This is a genomic window from Streptomyces sp. JK94 (assembly GCF_053613315.1).
On record NZ_JBSICH010000001.1, the window covers coordinates 629,325 to 644,377 of the forward strand.

The following is a 15,053-nucleotide window of genomic DNA, read 5'->3' on the forward strand; positions in this document are numbered from 1 at the left end:
AGTGCCCCTGCGTAGGGTTCTGGTCAACCGCGGGCGCCGCGGCAACAGGGGACAGCTCGAGAGGGGATCAGCGCGTGACCGTCAACATGACCAAGGGTCAGGCCATCAGTCTGCAGAAGGGCGACGGCGGCAGCCTGACGTCGGTGCGCATGGGTCTCGGGTGGCAGGCGGCCCCGCGGCGCGGCCTGTTCGGCTCGCGCACCCGGGAGATCGACCTGGACGCCTCCGCCGTCCTGTTCGCCGACCAGCAGCCGGTCGACGTCGTCTTCTTCCGCCACCTGGTGAGCGACGACGGCTCGGTGCGTCACACCGGGGACAACCTCGTCGGCGGCGTCGGCCAGGGCGGCGACGACGAGGCGATCCTCGTCGATCTGCAGCGTGTTCCGGTCCACATCGACCAGATCGTCTTCACCGTGAACTCCTTCACGGGCCAGACGTTCCAGGAAGTGCAGAACGCCTTCTGCCGCCTGGTCGACGAGACCAACGGCCAGGAGCTCGCCCGCTACACCCTGGCCGGCGGCGGTGCCTACACGGCCCAGATCATGGCGAAGGTGCACCGCGCGGGCCAGGGCTGGTCGATGACCGCCATCGGTTCTCCGGCCAACGGCCGCACCTTCCAGGACCTGATGCCGACGATCCTGCCGGTCCTGTAGCAGACCGGCACGGACCGGCCGCCCCGGCAGGCAGGACGTGCTGGGGCGGCACACCATCACGAGAGTGACGCACGAGTGACACAGGGGGACGGGCGATGACGGCCGAGCTGACGCGAGGACAGAACCACCCGCTTCCCCGGGCCCGCCTGGAGATCCGGGTCTCGGCCGGCACGCCGGTCGTGGCCGGGGCCACCCTCGGCGACGAGAACGGCAGGGTTTACGGCGTCGAGTGGGTGGCCCACCCGGGCACTCCCGTCCTGCCCGGTCTGGAGGTCTCCCGGCAGGCCGCCGCCGACCACCGTCTCGCGGTGGACCTGGACGCCGTGCCGGATGCCGTGCACCGCGTCAGTGTGCTGCTGGCCCTGCCCGTCGGCGGGCCCGGCCCGGCCCGCTTCGGCGCCGTCGCCGCCCCCTTCGTAGCCGTCACGGGCCTCGACGGCAGTGAGGTCGCCAGTTACACCATCACCGGCCTGGAGGTGGAGTCCGCCGTCGTCGCGGTGGAGCTCTACCGACGGCAGGGCGCCTGGAAGGTGCGCGCGGTGGGCCAGGGATACGCCGGGGGACTCGCCGAACTCCTCGCCGATCACCATGTGCCCCAGGCCCACCAGCTCGCCGGAAGGATCCAGGAAGCGGTGGCGAGCGGCGTGGCCCGCTCGGTGCCGGCACCTCCGGCCCGTGCGGCCGACGGCGACCGTTCCCGGCAGACCGCCGCACCGGCACACGGCGCGGCGGATCACGCAGCCGCCGCGCCCCAGGGCACCACCGGCCCCGTACCACCGGCGCCCCCGTACGACCCCCAGGGCGCCTCCGGCCCCCGGACCTCCGAATCCCCGGGGCAGGACGGGACGCGGCAGCCGTATCCCGGGGAGCCGGGGGACTCCTCGTCCCTCGCCGGCCGGCCGTCCGCGCCCACCGCCGGGGGTTCCATCGACTACAGCCACCCGCGCCGGCGGAACGCCGCTCCGCCTCCGCCCCCGCCGGCCGCACCACCGGCCGCCCCCGGGCAGCCCGCGCCGCCCGTCGCGGGCGACGCCACCGGCTGGTCCATGGAGGAGCGGCTGTACAACCAGGTGTGGGGCATGTTCGAGGACCTGGCCCGGTCCGTGGCCGCGTACCGCAGTGCCGTGGACTTCGCCGACTCCCGGAGGGAGAAGGAACTCGACCAGGTCCTCTCCGATCCGCGCAGCCGCATCGGCGGTCAGGGCGACGCCGCCCGGGAGGCGGCGCGCGAGCGGTACGGCCGGCTCGTGACCCAGGCCAAGGAGGCACTCGACCGTGACGTCGCTCAGCTCACCGCCGAGGCGGCGGTCGTCGAGCCCGCCCTGCCGACGGCCTACGCGAGCTGGGACAACCCGGTCTGGCACGCCTACCGCGTCCCCATGGAGATCCCCATGGCCCTGAGGCTGGGCGACGTCCACCTGCCCGAGGCCGAGCGCATACGCATACCCCTGCTGGTCCGGCTGCCGCTGGAGCGCGGCCTGTGGATCGACAGCGGGCGTTCCGCCTCGCTCGACGGTTCGCCCGCGGACACCCACGAGATACGGCGCCTCGGTCTGGAGACGGCGGTCTCCCACGCGGCCCGGCTCCTCGCCGTCTACCCGGCGGGCGAGTTCACCGTGCACGTCATCGATCCGGCCGGCTCGGGGGCGCGGGCACTGGCACCCCTGGTGCAGGCTGGGGTCCTCGCCGCCCCGCCGGCCCTGGGGGCCGCCGGCACGGCGGACGTGCTCGCCCGCCTCACCCAGCGCGTCGACCTGGTGCAGATGGCGTTGCGCGCAGGTGCCCCCGACGCACTTCCGCCCGGTCTCGACACCTCCCAGCAGCTCCTGGTCGTCAACGACTTCCCGCACGGCTTCGACGACCGGGCGGTGAACCAGCTGCGCTACCTCGCCGACGAGGGGCCCGCCGTCGGTGTCCACCTGATGATGGTCGCCGACCGTGAGGACTCCGCCGGCTACGGGCCGCTGCTCGACCCGCTGTGGCGCTCGCTGCTGCGGCTGACGCCGGTGGCCGAGGACCACCTCGCCGACCCCTGGGTCGGCCACGCCTGGACGTACGAGCCCTCACTCGTGCCGCCCGGCAGCCACGTGCTTCGGCAGGTGCTCGACAAGGTCGCCGCGGCCCGCCGTTCGTGGAATCGGTAACCGCGCCCGACCTGGTCTTTTGAGCTTTATTTGCGAATCTCTTTACCTTCCCTTTGGGAATCCGGTACTGTCTTCCGTACGGAGGGGAGTACTCCCTGTCTGTGCGACGTACCCGTCAATACGGACCAGGCCAGGTCCCGGGGCGTCGGCCCGTGGGCTCCGAACGCGGCACGCGTCCCGGACCCGGGTGGAAGAGACCTCCGGCAGCGAAACGCTGACATCTGCCGTGTGACGTACTGCCGGAGGCGTAGTAGTGGAAGTTTCCGTGACCCTGTGGGTCCTGACCGTCGTGGGCCTCGCCGCCCTGATCGGGGCCGACTTCTTCATCGGCCGCAAGCCGCACGACGTATCGATCAAGGAAGCCGGCATCTGGACGGCCGTCTGGATCGCCCTGGCGGGCCTCTTCGGAGTCGGCCTGCTCATCTTCGGCGGCGGCCAGCCCGCCGGCGAGTTCTTCGCGGGTTTCATCACCGAGAAGTCCCTGAGCGTGGACAACCTCTTCGTCTTCATCCTGATCATGGCGAAGTTCGCGGTGCCCTCGCAGTACCAGCAGCGAGTGCTCCTCATCGGTGTCCTCATAGCCCTGCTCCTCAGGACCGTCTTCATCGCGGCGGGCGCCGCGATCATCGCCAACTTCTCCTGGGTCTTCTACATCTTCGGCGCCTTCCTCATCTACACGGCCTGGAAGCTGATCCAGGAGGCGCGTGCCGGCGAGGACGACGAGGAGTGGGACGAGAACAAGCTGCTCAAGGCGGCCGAGCGCCGCTTCGGCGTCGCCGACCGCTACCACGGCACCAAGCTGTGGATCGAGGAGAACGGCAAGCGCGTCATGACCCCGATGCTGGTCGTGATGCTCGCGATCGGCACCACCGACGTGCTCTTCGCACTCGACTCCATACCGGCGATCTTCGGCCTGACCCAGGACCCGTACATCGTGTTCACGGCCAACGCGTTCGCCCTGATGGGACTGCGGCAGCTGTACTTCCTCCTCGGCGGTCTGCTGAGGAAGCTGGTGCACCTCTCCTACGGCCTGTCGGTCATCCTGGGCTTCATCGGCGTCAAGCTGGTGCTGCACGCCCTGCACGAGTCCGGGGTCCACGTCCCCGAAATCAGCATTCCGGTCTCGCTCGGCGTGATCTGCTCCGTTCTGGTCGTCACCACGATCACCAGTCTCCGGGCCGCCAGGAAGCAGACCGAGGCCGAAGCGTCGGCCGGTGGGAGCGACAAGGTCTCGAAGGACAGCATCGAGACCTGACCACGTACGACGCCGACGTGCCGCTCGCCCTGACCGCCGGGGCGGCCTCGCTGACCGTCGTGCCGGGCCGGGCGTCCCCTCGGCAGGGAGGCGTCCACCTGGTGCCGCTCGCGGCGTATCCGCAGCTCGCAGTCCACCCGTAGGAGAGGCCGGGCGTCAGTACGTGACGGTGATGCGCCGGGCGGGGCCGTCGACCCGTACGGTCCCGCCGTACGGGATGACGAGCTGCGGATCGGTGTGGCCGAAATCCACGTCGAAGACGATCGTGGCGCCGGGAGCGTAGGCCCGCATCGCCCGCAGTACCGCGTCACGCTGCTCCGCCGCGTACCGGGCACCCTCCTCGGGGCTGTTGGGACGTTCGAAGGACCACGTTTTGGGGCGGGCCATCAACAGCGCGGAGAAGCGCCGGAGCAGCCCGCGCTCACCCATGCTGCGCAGGGTGCGGAAGACCTCGGTGGCGCTCGGCATGTCCTCGGAGGTCTCCAGGAGCAGCACGCCGCCCTCGTACTCCGCCGGGTCGCGCGCGATCTCACGGTCGGCCATCAGCAGCCGGCCGAGGATCTCCAGACAGCCGCCCCAGCTGCGCCCCTCGACCACCCGCTCGGCGTTCACCCAGGACCAGCCCGCCCCGGGCCGGGACCCCGGCTCCTCGTCGAAGGTGGCCGGGTCGGCCCAGTCACGGTTGATGTCGTTCCAGCGCTCGGCGGGCCGCAGCTCGTACGGGCCCGAGGTGAACAGTGCCGCGCGCAGGGAGTCGGCGGTCCGCGGGTGCAGGGCGCCGGGCCGGCCCAGCTCGACCATGACGCTCGCGCCGTGATAGCCGACGATGCCCGTGTTGCGCAGGTAGGCGAGCAGGTTCGTGTTGTCGCTGGTGCCGAAGAACGGCTTCGGGCTGGCCCGGATCAGTTCCCGGTCCAGGTGCGGCAGTACGGTGATCTGGTCGTCGCCGCCGATCGACGCGATCACCGCCCCGATGCCGGGATCGGCGAAGGCGGCGTGGAAGTCGGCGGCCCGTTCCCCGGGCGTCGAGCCCGGCTTCCGGGTGGCCGGGTACTCGACCGGCGTCAGCCCGTACTCCTCGCGCAGCCGCTCCAGCCCCAACTCGTAGGGGCGCGGAAAGAGTCCCGGCAGGCCGGAGGAGGGGGATATCACCGCGACGCGGTCACCGGGCGAGGGCTTGGGAGGGTACGTGATCGACGTCATGGGCGGAGGGTACGGCCGCCCTGGCCACAGGCGCACCGTGATAAACCGGGGACCGGGCAGCGGTCGCGCAAGGGCTGCCGCGCCCGAACGGACCGGAGGAACCGTGCCCCGCACCTTGGCCAACGCCCCGATCATGATCCTCAACGGCCCCAACCTGAACCTGTTGGGCCAGCGCCAGCCGGAGATCTACGGCTCCGACACCCTCGCCGACGTCGAGGCCCTGTGCGTGAAGGCGGCGGCGGCGCACGGCGGCACGGTGGACGTCCGGCAGTCCAACCACGAGGGCGAACTGGTCGACTGGATCCACGAGGCCCGGCTGCACCACTGCGGGATCGTGATCAACCCCGCCGCCTACTCGCACACGTCCGTCGCAATCCTGGACGCGCTCAACACCTGTGACGGCCTGCCGGTGGTGGAGGTCCACATCTCCAACATCCACCAGCGCGAGTCGTTCCGGCACCACTCCTACGTCTCGCAGCGCGCCGACGGAGTCATCGCCGGGTGCGGTGTGCAGGGGTACGTGTTCGGCGTGGAGCGCATCGCGGCGCTGGCCGGGGCGGGGCGGGCCCGGGCCTGAGCCGCCGGGTGCCGGAGGCCCGGGGCGCGAAGCGGCGAGCCGCCGAGGAGCCGGCGTCCTCCTGCGCGGGACCATCTCGGGCCGACCGCGCGCCGGCCCGGCGGGCGGCAGGACGCACCGCCCGCCGGCACGGGCCACGCGTCACGGAGGGCGCACGGCGTTCACCAGCCGCGTGCGCGCCACTCCGCGAGGTGGGGGCGTTCCGCGCCGAGCGTGGTGTCCTTGCCGTGCCCGGGGTAGACCCATGTCTCGTCCGGGAGCACGTCGAAGACCTTGGTCTCGACGTCGTGGATCAGACTGGCGAACGCCTTCGCGTCCCCCCGGGTGTTGCCCACACCGCCCGGGAAGAGGCAGTCCCCGGTGAACACGTGGGGGTGCCCGTGCGGGTCGTCGTAGACCAGGACGATGGAGCCCGGCGTGTGCCCGGCCAGATGGCGCGCGGTGAGCTGCACCCGCCCCACCCGGATCGTGTCGCCGTCGTCGACCAGGACGTCGGTCGGGACGGGGATGCCCTCGGCGTCGTGCCGGCCGGCGTGGGTGCGGGCGCCGGTGGCCTCGACGACCTCGGCCAGCGCCTGCCAGTGGTCGCCGTGCCGGTGCGTGGTGACGACGGACGCGATGCCGTCGTCACCGATCGTCCCCAGCAGCGTGTGCGCGTCGCCGGCCGCGTCGATCAGCAACTGCTCGTCGGTGGCCCGGCAGCGCAGCAGGTAGGCGTTGTTGTCCATCGGGCCGACCGCGACCTTGGTGACCATCAGGTCCTTGAGCTCGTGCACGTCGGCGGGTCCGCCGACCCTCACCTCTCCGCTGTACGTCATGACGGCCAGCCTAGGCCCTGCCGTCACCCTTCTGCCCGCCCGGCGACCGCCGTGCGCACCGAGGACCCGGCCGCCTCGAGGCGGCCCGCAGAACGCTTCGAGGCGGCCTACAGCGGCGGCAGTGCCGGCAGCGGGCCTCCCTCCACGGTCAGGGCGGTCCCCTCGCGCCGTCCGGCGAGCCAGCCGAGCAAGTCGGCCGTGGAACCGGTGACGGTCACCTCGGGAGCCTCCGCCTCCCGGCCCGTGCGCCACGCGCGCGTACCGTCCGTGAGGCGGGTGGGGGGCACGTCCGGGTGCCCGGCGAACCGGGCGGCGAGGAAGTCGGTCTCCCGCTCGGTGAACTCGGCCGGAAGATCCTCCAGCTCGTACCCGATGCCCAGGTCCACGTGGTGCAGTTCCACCTCGGCCCACCGCCGGAACGGGACCCGGGAGGCCGAGTCGGTGACCCCGTTGCGCAGCAGCACGGTGCGCGACCAGTCGGCGGGCGCGGCCCCCACCGACTGGAGCCGGGCCCCGCTGTCGCGCACGTCGGCGAGCTGCACGTCGAGGGGGCGTGCCGCGTCGCGCTCGATGTCGGCGTCCCGGGCCTCGGCGGAGGCGTACATGGGGCGTCCTTCGAGGACGTTCACAATGGCGTCCGCGTTCCGGGCGAGGTGGGCGAGGACGTGGCCGCGCGTCCAGCCCGGCAGCCGTGACGACTCCGTCACGGACGCGTGGTCCAGTTTCCCGACCGCGGTGAGCAGCCGCTCGGTAGCGTCACGTACAGACGCCAGGTCATGCGCGTGATCAATCATGCTGCTGACCTTAGACCGCGCCACACCTTCGGGTGAAGGTGGCGGACGACGCCCGTAAATCGAATGCACGTGCTATATGGTCGGACGTGGCGTCGGGCATGCTGGACAGTCGGGGTTTGTTGACGACTGGTGAACCGACCGGCGTTGTCAGTGGCTCCCCCTAGTCTGAGAAGGACGGGGGCCCCGCCCCTGTCACTTCCCTCAAGAAAGGTGCGGACCGGCGTGGCCGACCGTCTCATCGTCCGTGGCGCGCGCGAGCACAACCTGAAGAACGTCTCGCTCGACCTGCCTCGCGACTCGCTCATCGTCTTCACGGGCCTGTCCGGGTCGGGCAAGTCCTCCCTGGCCTTCGACACCATCTTCGCCGAGGGCCAGCGGCGCTACGTGGAGTCCCTCTCCTCCTACGCCCGGCAGTTCCTCGGCCAGATGGACAAGCCGGACGTCGACTTCATCGAGGGCCTCTCCCCGGCGGTCTCCATCGACCAGAAGTCGACCTCGCGCAACCCGCGCTCCACGGTCGGCACCATCACCGAGGTCTACGACTACCTGCGCCTGCTCTTCGCCCGCATCGGCAAGCCGCACTGCCCGCAGTGCAGCCGGCCGATCTCGCGCCAGTCGCCGCAGGCCATCGTCGACAGGGTCCTGGAGCTGCCGGAGGGCAGCCGCTTCCAGGTGCTGTCGCCGCTGGTGCGTGAGCGCAAGGGCGAGTTCGTCGACCTCTTCGCCGATCTCCAGACCAAGGGCTACTCCCGCGCGCGGGTGGACGGCGAGACCGTCCAGCTCTCCAACCCGCCCACGCTGAAGAAGCAGGAGAAGCACACCATCGAGGTGGTCGTCGACCGCCTCACGGTGAAGGACTCCGCCAAGCGCCGGCTCACCGACTCCGTGGAGACCGCCCTCGGCCTGTCCGGCGGCATGGTCGTGCTCGACTTCGTCGACCTCCCCGAGGACGACCCCGAGCGCGAGCGCATGTACTCCGAGCACCTGTACTGCCCGTACGACGACCTGTCCTTCGAGGAGCTGGAGCCCCGCTCCTTCTCCTTCAACTCGCCCTTCGGTGCCTGTCCCGACTGCTCCGGCATCGGTACGCGCATGGAGGTCGACCCCGAGCTGATCGTCCCGGACGAGGACAAGTCCCTCGACGAGGGCGCCATCCACCCCTGGTCGCACGGGCACACCAAGGACTACTTCGGCCGCCTCATCGGCGCCCTCGCGGACGCGCTCGGCTTCCGGACGGACATCCCCTTCGCGGGCCTGCCGCTGCGCGCCCGCAAGGCCCTGCTGAACGGCCACAAGACCCAGGTCGAGGTCCGCTACCGCAACCGGTACGGGCGCGAGCGCCGGTACACCACGGCCTTCGAGGGCGCGATCCCCTTCGTCAAGCGCCGGCACAGCGAGGCCGAGAGCGACTCCAGCCGCGAGCGCTTCGAGGGCTACATGCGCGAGGTGCCCTGCCCCACCTGTGAGGGCACGCGCCTGAAGCCGCTCGTCCTCGCGGTCACCGTCATGGGCAAGTCGATCGCCGAGGTCTCGGCGATGTCCATCAGCGACTGCGCGGACTTCCTGGGCGAACTGAAGCTCAGCGCCCGCGACAAGAAGATCGCCGAGCGCGTGCTGAAGGAGGTCAACGAACGGCTGCGGTTCCTGGTCGACGTCGGCCTCGACTACCTCTCGCTGAACCGCGCGGCCGGCACCCTCTCCGGCGGCGAGGCCCAGCGCATCCGCCTGGCCACGCAGATCGGCTCGGGACTCGTCGGCGTGCTGTACGTCCTCGACGAGCCGTCCATCGGCCTGCACCAGCGCGACAACCACCGGCTGATCGAGACCCTCGTCCGGCTGCGGGACATGGGCAACACGCTCATCGTCGTCGAGCACGACGAGGACACCATCAAGGTCGCCGACTGGATCGTCGACATCGGCCCCGGCGCCGGCGAGCACGGCGGCAACGTGGTGCACAGCGGCTCGGTGAAGGAGCTGCTCGACAACGCCGAGTCGCAGACCGGCCTGTACCTGTCCGGCAGGAAGGCCATCCCGCTGCCCGACGTCCGGCGCCCGCTCGACCCGGCCCGCCGGCTCACCGTGCACGGCGCCCGCGAGAACAACCTCCAGGACATCGACGTGTCCTTCCCGCTGGGCGTGTTCACGGCGGTCACCGGTGTCTCCGGCTCCGGCAAGTCCACCCTGGTCAACGACATCCTGTACACGCACCTGGCCCGCGAGCTGAACGGCGCCCGCAACGTGCCCGGCCGGCACACGCGCGTGGACGGCGACGATCTCGTCGACAAGGTCGTCCACGTCGACCAGTCGCCCATCGGCCGCACCCCGCGCTCCAACCCGGCGACGTACACCGGCGTCTTCGACCACATCCGCAAGCTGTTCGCCGAGACCACCGAGGCGAAGGTCCGCGGCTACCTGCCGGGCCGGTTCTCCTTCAACGTCAAGGGCGGCCGCTGCGAGAACTGCGCGGGTGACGGCACGATCAAGATCGAGATGAACTTCCTCCCGGACGTCTACGTCCCGTGCGAGGTCTGCCACGGCGCCCGGTACAACCGGGAGACCCTGGAGGTCCACTACAAGGGCAAGTCCATCGCCGACGTCCTGAACATGCCGATCGAGGAGGCGACCGACTTCTTCGAGGCGGTCCCCGCGATCTCCCGGCACATGAAGACGCTCAAGGACGTCGGCCTCGGCTACGTCCGGCTCGGCCAGTCCGCGACCACCCTGTCCGGCGGTGAGGCCCAGCGCGTCAAGCTCGCCAGCGAGCTGCAGCGCCGCTCCACCGGACGCACGGTCTACGTCCTGGACGAACCGACCACCGGTCTGCACTTCGAGGACATCAGCAAGCTGCTGACGGTCCTGTCCGGCCTGGTCGACAAGGGCAACACGGTCATCGTCATCGAGCACAACCTCGACGTGATCAAGACGGCGGACTGGGTCGTCGACATGGGCCCCGAGGGCGGCGCGGGCGGTGGTCTGGTGGTCGCCGAGGGCACGCCCGAGCAGGTCGCCGGCGTTCCCGCCAGCCACACCGGCAAGTTCCTGCGGGACATCCTCGGCGCCGACCGGATCAGCGACGCGGCTCCGGTGACGGCCCCGCGCAAGGCGGTGGCGAAAACGGCGGCGGCCAAGGCCTCCGCCAAGAGGATCACCGCCCGGGCAAGCACCGGCACGGCCGCGAAGAAGACCGTCACCAAGACGGCCAAGACGGCCAAGACGGCCAAGACGGCCAAGACCGAGGCCGCCCAGCCCGCCGCGAAGAAGTCGACGCGGACGAGCAAGGCCTGAGCCCGCGCCGCACCGGGTGGGTGGAGCGCACCCGGTGCGGCGCGCCCGCCGCTACACCGACGCGCCGGGCGCCACGGAAATCGACCGTGGCGCCCGGCGCGTCGGTCGCGCGGCCCACCTGCTCAGGTCATCTGCGGTTGCCGCACGAGACGCTGACGCTTCCCGAGGAGGGCCAACGGATCGTCGTGCACCTGCCCGCGGACGAAGCCACGGCCGCCGCCCCGGACCGCCTCAACGGCCGCTGCCCGGGCGGCCTGCGGGCGGTACGGCCGACGGGCCGACCCGGAGGCGGGCCGTGCAGGTGTCAGGGGCCGACCCGCACGGGTGTCGGCCCGAGCCGGGCGGACCCGCACCAGACGCGGGGCCGCGCCGGCTCCGGACCGACCTGGACACGCGCCGCCCCCGGCACCCGGCCGCACCGGTCGCGCGCACCACCCCGGGCGCGGTACCGACCTGCGACATGCCCCGACGACGCGGAGCCGCTCCGTCCACGCGGGGCCGCCCCGTCCACGCGGAGCCGCTCCGGACACGGTCCCGCCGTCAGAGGGTCACCTCGTGGGCGTACGGCGGCTCGGCACCCGCCCGTGAACAGGTCACCGCCGCCGCACGGGCGGCGAAACCCAGCAGCTCGGCCCAGCCGTCCGCCCCCAGGGCGGCCACGGCGTCGTGGTCGAGGGCGTCCCGTGCCGCGAGGCCGTGCAGCAGTGCCGCGTTCACCGTGTCGCCCGCGCCGATCGTGTCCACCACCTCGACCCGTTCACCCGGCACCGCGTAGGCGCCCCCGTCGCGGGTGAACGCCGTCAGCCCCGCGCCACCCCGGGTGACCACGACCGCGGCCGGGCCCGCGGCCAGCCACTCCCGGGGGGTGCCACCGAGCCACTCGGCGTCCTCGGCGGACAGCTTCAGCAGCGACACCGACGGCAGCCAGCTCTCGAACCGGGCCCGGTAGGCGTCCGGGTCGGGAATCAGACCGGGCCGGATGTTCGGGTCCAGTGCGGTGAACACGCCTCGCCCGGCCGTCTCGCGCAGCATCTCCTCGTACGCGCTCGCCCCCGGCTCCAGTACCAGCGAACAGGTGCCGAACGACACCGCCCGGGTGCCGTCGGGCAGCGCGCCGGGCACCGAGAACAGCCGGTCCGCCGTCCCGTCCACGTAGAAGGAGTAGGCGGCCGAGCCGTCCTCGCCCACCGTGGCCACGGCGAGTGTCGTCGGCTCTGTACCGCGCTGCACCGGTGAGACGTCCACGCCGGTCTCGCGCAGCCGGTCCAGCAGCGCCTCGCCGAAGGCGTCGTGCGACACCCGGGAGCAGAAGGCGGTGGGGGAGCCGAGGCGGCCGAGCGCGACGGCCGTGTTGTACGGTCCGCCGCCGAGCGCCGGGCGCAGCGCGGCGAGGGCACCCGTGCCCTGCGGTACCAGGTCGATCAGTGCCTCACCGGCGACGACGATCACGGCAGGTTCCTTTCGTGGACCTTGGCGGGGGACTGCTCGGTCCGTACGGACCGTTCGGGGCAGCCGCACGAGGTGCGGTGGACGAGGGCGCAGGGCAGCCGGACGGTCCGCGCGGGCCGGTCCGGCGCGGCGAGGCGTTCCAGCAGCAGCCGGACGGCCCGGGCGCCGAGTTCCCTGCTGGGCTGGGCGACGGCGGTGAGCCGCGGGGAGAAGAGGTCCGCCCAGGCGAAGTCGTCGAAACAGCACAGCGCGAGGTCACCGGGGACGGACAGACCGCGCTCCCGCAGGGCGCGCAGCGCGCCGATGGTCATCGCGTTGTTGGCGGTGACCAGGGCGGTGGGCGGCACGGCCAGGGACAGCAGGGCCGCCGCGGCCCGTTCGCCGCTGGCCGCCTCGGAGTCGCCGTGGACCATGAGCCGTTCGTCGTAGGGCAGGCCGGCCGCGGCGAGGCCGTGCCGGTACCCGGTGATCCGCTCGCGCGTCGTGCTGAGCCCGGGCCGGCCCGCGACCAGGCCGATCCGACGGTGGCCGAGCCCGGCGAGATGGGTGACCAGCCGGGTCGTGGGCTCGGCACCCTCCGCGCAGACCTGGTCGAAGGGCGTGGTGCCGCCGTCCTCGGGAGCATCGACGATCCGGTCGAGGAACACGCAGGGCACGCGGTGGCGGCCCAGGTAGGCGACGAGGCCATGCGGCTCGGCGGAGGGCGCGACGATCATGCCGTCCACGCGCCGTTCGTGCAGCAGCCGGACGACCTCGCGTTCGTGCACCGGATCGTCGTGGGGGTCGGCGATGAGGAGGCTGTAGCCGTGTTCCAGCGCCGCGGCCTCGACGCCCTGGAGGATCTCCGTGAAGTACGGGTTGCTGATGGCCGACACCGCGAGTCCGATGGACCGGGTGCGGGAGGTCACCAGGGACCGGGCGAGGGTGTTCGGGGTGTAGCCGAGTTCCTCGACGGCGTCCAGCACCGCCCGGCGTGTGTGCGGCGACACGGGACGGGTGTCGTTGAGCACGTGCGAGACGGTCGCCACGGAGACCCCGGCGCTCCGCGCGACGTCGGCCATGGTGGCCATGGACGGGTTTCCTTTCCGGTGTGCTCCCGGCGCGTCCGTGCGCCCGGCGCGCTGGTGGGGACCGTATCCCATCGAGGAGCGGACGTAAACGCTTGCGCAAGCGCTTACGCGGCGTGCTCGGTCCTCCCGTGTCCCCGTGCCCCACCCCGCCGGCCGGGGGCAGGCGCCGGATATCGTCGGCCTGCACATCCCCCCGACCAGTGGAGATCCCCATGCCCGGCCGTCCCGTCCCGAGCCGCCGTGCCGTCCTGCGCTCGGCGGCTCTCACGCCCGTCGCCGGGCTCGGTCTCGCCGCCTGCTCGCCGGGCGACGACGGTGCGGCGCCCGCCAGGCCGACCGCACCCGTCGATCTCGGCGCGGACGGAGCGCTCGCCCAGGGGGAGACCAGCCTCCACCGGGATCAGAACGTGGTCGTCAGCCGGGACGCGGACGGCGTCCTGAAGGCGTTCAGCACGGTCTGCACGCACGCGGGGTGCCCCATCGGGGAGCTGGAGGGGACGAGGCTCGTCTGCCCCTGCCACGGGAGCGAGTTCGACGCCCGGACCGGTGAGGTGCTGCGCGCCCCGGCGACGGCTCCGCTCATCGGACTTCCGGTCGAGGTGAAGCAGGGCCGCATCATCGCCGGCCCCGGCTCCGGCGTCTGACCGGCCCGGCCCGCCGGGAGCCCGGCCGACCGCGCCGGAGCCGTCCGGTCAGTCCCCTGCGATCGGCTCAGCCCACTCCCACCGGTTCAGCCCCGTTCTCACCGGCTCGGCTTCGTTCCTACCGGCCGACCCCACTCCCGCCCGCTCAGGCCCACTCCCACCCGATCCCCAGCATCCCCGACCGCACCCGCGGCTCCACGAGGTGCACCGAGCGGTGCTGCATGCTGAGGAGCAGTTCCTGCCGCTCGCCGCGCGGTGCCGCCGGTGAGTGCTGCGTGAACCGGTGGCAGCGCACCGGCAGGGCCTCGGCGTCGAACCGTACCTGGAGCGCGTACTGCCCGCCGGCCGCCCCGAACCCTCGGACGTACTCGCGCGACACCCCCGCCGTGCCGTCCTCGACGCCGTAGCGGAAGAGATAGGTGTCCCCGGCCCGCAGACGCGTGTCGAACAGCAGTTCGGTCACGAGGACACCGGTGTCGTGGTGGGTGCGGACACGTCCCGCACGGCAGTTCTCCAGCGCGTGGACGGTCATCCGCGCGGGAGCGCATCCCGGGTCGCCGTGGTGGACGGCGACGAACCGGTCGACGCCGTCCCGGTGGGCGCGGACGATGTGGTGCGACTCGCGGCCGGCCAGCTCACGGCGTGGTCCCACCCGGATGTGCTCATGGTGCCCCAGGGTGTGGACCCCGCCGTCCGACCGCCGCTGGTCCAGCTCGGCCAGCAGCCGGTCCAGGACGCCGGACGCCTCCAGGTGGGCGCGGTAGGAGCGGGAGGCGGGCCGCCGGGCCGCGATGTCCTCGTCCGCCTCGGCGAGCAGGCGTATCAGCGACTCCTCGGGCAGCTGGAGTATCTCCTCCAGGGCCCGCACCGCCCGCAGCGACTCCGGGCGCTGCGGGCGCCGGGCGCCCTGCTGCCAGTAGCTCAGGCTCGTGACGCCCACCTTCACCCCGCGACGCGACAGGTGGTGCTGCACGCGCTGCAGGGGCAGTCCGCGAGCGGCGATCGCGGCGCGCAGGGCCACGTGGAAGGGCCCACCGCGCAGTGCCGCGTCGAGTTCCGCGGGGACGACGTCCAGGGGCTGGGTGGCGTGCGGCATGCAGGGCCCTTCTGTGAAGTTCACGACGGCCGGTCGGACCGTCCGAGGCGGACCAGCCGGAGCCG

General features: G+C 72.2%; 12 protein-coding genes and 1 pseudogene. 7 read left to right on the forward strand and 6 right to left on the reverse strand.

All coding sequences use genetic code 11. The annotated features are described in order from the left end of the window. Positions 1 to 74 precede the first annotated feature (74 nt). From ACVV2G_RS02920 to ACVV2G_RS02935, 4 genes and pseudogenes are all read left to right on the forward strand, one after another. Entirely contained in the window at positions 75 to 653 is a 579-nt protein-coding gene (locus ACVV2G_RS02920) for a TerD family protein (protein ID WP_453840947.1), read from the forward strand. 95 nt (positions 654 to 748) lie between these two features. Next, entirely contained in the window at positions 749 to 2,797 is a 2,049-nt protein-coding gene (locus ACVV2G_RS02925) for a TerD family protein (RefSeq protein WP_453840948.1), read from the forward strand. A 253-nt stretch (positions 2,798 to 3,050) separates the two neighbouring features. Continuing rightward, positions 3,051 to 4,052, forward strand: a complete 1,002-nt coding sequence (locus tag ACVV2G_RS02930; protein ID WP_453840949.1) for a TerC family protein — start codon at positions 3,051 to 3,053, stop codon at positions 4,050 to 4,052. 17 nt (positions 4,053 to 4,069) lie between these two features. Beyond that, positions 4,070 to 4,195, forward strand: a pseudogene (locus ACVV2G_RS02935) (ionic transporter y4hA); the annotation flags it as partial. 13 nt (positions 4,196 to 4,208) lie between these two features. Here ACVV2G_RS02935 and ACVV2G_RS02940 read toward each other — a convergent pair. Further along, positions 4,209 to 5,255, reverse strand: coding sequence for a S66 family peptidase (locus ACVV2G_RS02940; protein ID WP_453840950.1), 1,047 nt, complete (start codon positions 5,253 to 5,255; stop codon positions 4,209 to 4,211). A gap of 103 nt (positions 5,256 to 5,358) precedes the next feature. Here ACVV2G_RS02940 and aroQ point away from each other — a divergent pair, with 103 nt between their 5' ends. Next, positions 5,359 to 5,832, forward strand: a complete 474-nt coding sequence (gene aroQ, locus ACVV2G_RS02945; protein ID WP_453840951.1) for a type II 3-dehydroquinate dehydratase — start codon at positions 5,359 to 5,361, stop codon at positions 5,830 to 5,832. Positions 5,833 to 5,993: 161 nt separating this feature from the next. On the opposite strand, the gene ACVV2G_RS02950 is transcribed toward aroQ, so the two are convergent. Both ACVV2G_RS02950 and ACVV2G_RS02955 read right to left on the reverse strand, forming a co-directional pair. Next, positions 5,994 to 6,650, reverse strand: coding sequence for an MBL fold metallo-hydrolase (locus ACVV2G_RS02950; protein WP_453840952.1), 657 nt, complete (start codon positions 6,648 to 6,650; stop codon positions 5,994 to 5,996). A 107-nt stretch (positions 6,651 to 6,757) separates the two neighbouring features. After that, positions 6,758 to 7,444, reverse strand: coding sequence for a maleylpyruvate isomerase family mycothiol-dependent enzyme (locus tag ACVV2G_RS02955; RefSeq protein WP_453840953.1), 687 nt, complete (start codon positions 7,442 to 7,444; stop codon positions 6,758 to 6,760). Between the two features lie 222 nt (positions 7,445 to 7,666). Between ACVV2G_RS02955 and uvrA the strand changes: the two genes are divergently transcribed. Beyond that, a complete protein-coding gene (gene uvrA, locus ACVV2G_RS02960; protein WP_453840954.1) occupies positions 7,667 to 10,729 on the forward strand; it encodes an excinuclease ABC subunit UvrA in 3,063 nt (1,020 codons plus the stop codon). Positions 10,730 to 11,269: 540 nt separating this feature from the next. Here the strand turns inward: uvrA and ACVV2G_RS02965 are convergent. Then, the gene (locus ACVV2G_RS02965) at positions 11,270 to 12,178 is read right to left on the reverse strand and encodes a carbohydrate kinase family protein (RefSeq protein ID WP_453840955.1); all 909 of its coding nucleotides are present in this window, start codon (positions 12,176 to 12,178) and stop codon (positions 11,270 to 11,272) included. Next, complete coding sequence (locus ACVV2G_RS02970; protein WP_453840956.1) at positions 12,175 to 13,248, reverse strand: LacI family DNA-binding transcriptional regulator; 1,074 nt, start codon at positions 13,246 to 13,248, stop codon at positions 12,175 to 12,177. The genes ACVV2G_RS02965 and ACVV2G_RS02970 overlap by 4 nt, the downstream gene beginning before the upstream one ends. A 212-nt stretch (positions 13,249 to 13,460) precedes the next feature. Here ACVV2G_RS02970 and ACVV2G_RS02975 point away from each other — a divergent pair, with 212 nt between their 5' ends. Continuing rightward, on the forward strand, positions 13,461 to 13,892 hold the full coding sequence (locus tag ACVV2G_RS02975) for a Rieske (2Fe-2S) protein (protein WP_453840957.1): 432 nt from the start codon (positions 13,461 to 13,463) through the stop codon (positions 13,890 to 13,892). A gap of 145 nt (positions 13,893 to 14,037) precedes the next feature. On the opposite strand, the gene ACVV2G_RS02980 is transcribed toward ACVV2G_RS02975, so the two are convergent. Further along, on the reverse strand, positions 14,038 to 14,988 hold the full coding sequence (locus ACVV2G_RS02980; protein WP_453840958.1) for a hypothetical protein: 951 nt from the start codon (positions 14,986 to 14,988) through the stop codon (positions 14,038 to 14,040). Positions 14,989 to 15,053: the final 65 nt, after the last annotated feature.

Coding starts and splice junctions, on each gene's coding strand:
- ACVV2G_RS02950 (WP_453840952.1), bottom strand. CDS start 6,650: ATGACGTACAGCGGAGAGGTGAGGGTCGGCGGACCCGCCGACGTGCAC.
- ACVV2G_RS02925 (WP_453840948.1), top strand. CDS start 749: ATGACGGCCGAGCTGACGCGAGGACAGAACCACCCGCTTCCCCGGGCC.
- ACVV2G_RS02940 (WP_453840950.1), bottom strand. CDS start 5,255: ATGACGTCGATCACGTACCCTCCCAAGCCCTCGCCCGGTGACCGCGTC.
- ACVV2G_RS02955 (WP_453840953.1), bottom strand. CDS start 7,444: ATGATTGATCACGCGCATGACCTGGCGTCTGTACGTGACGCTACCGAG.
- ACVV2G_RS02970 (WP_453840956.1), bottom strand. CDS start 13,248: ATGGCCACCATGGCCGACGTCGCGCGGAGCGCCGGGGTCTCCGTGGCG.
- ACVV2G_RS02975 (WP_453840957.1), top strand. CDS start 13,461: ATGCCCGGCCGTCCCGTCCCGAGCCGCCGTGCCGTCCTGCGCTCGGCG.
- ACVV2G_RS02980 (WP_453840958.1), bottom strand. CDS start 14,988: ATGCCGCACGCCACCCAGCCCCTGGACGTCGTCCCCGCGGAACTCGAC.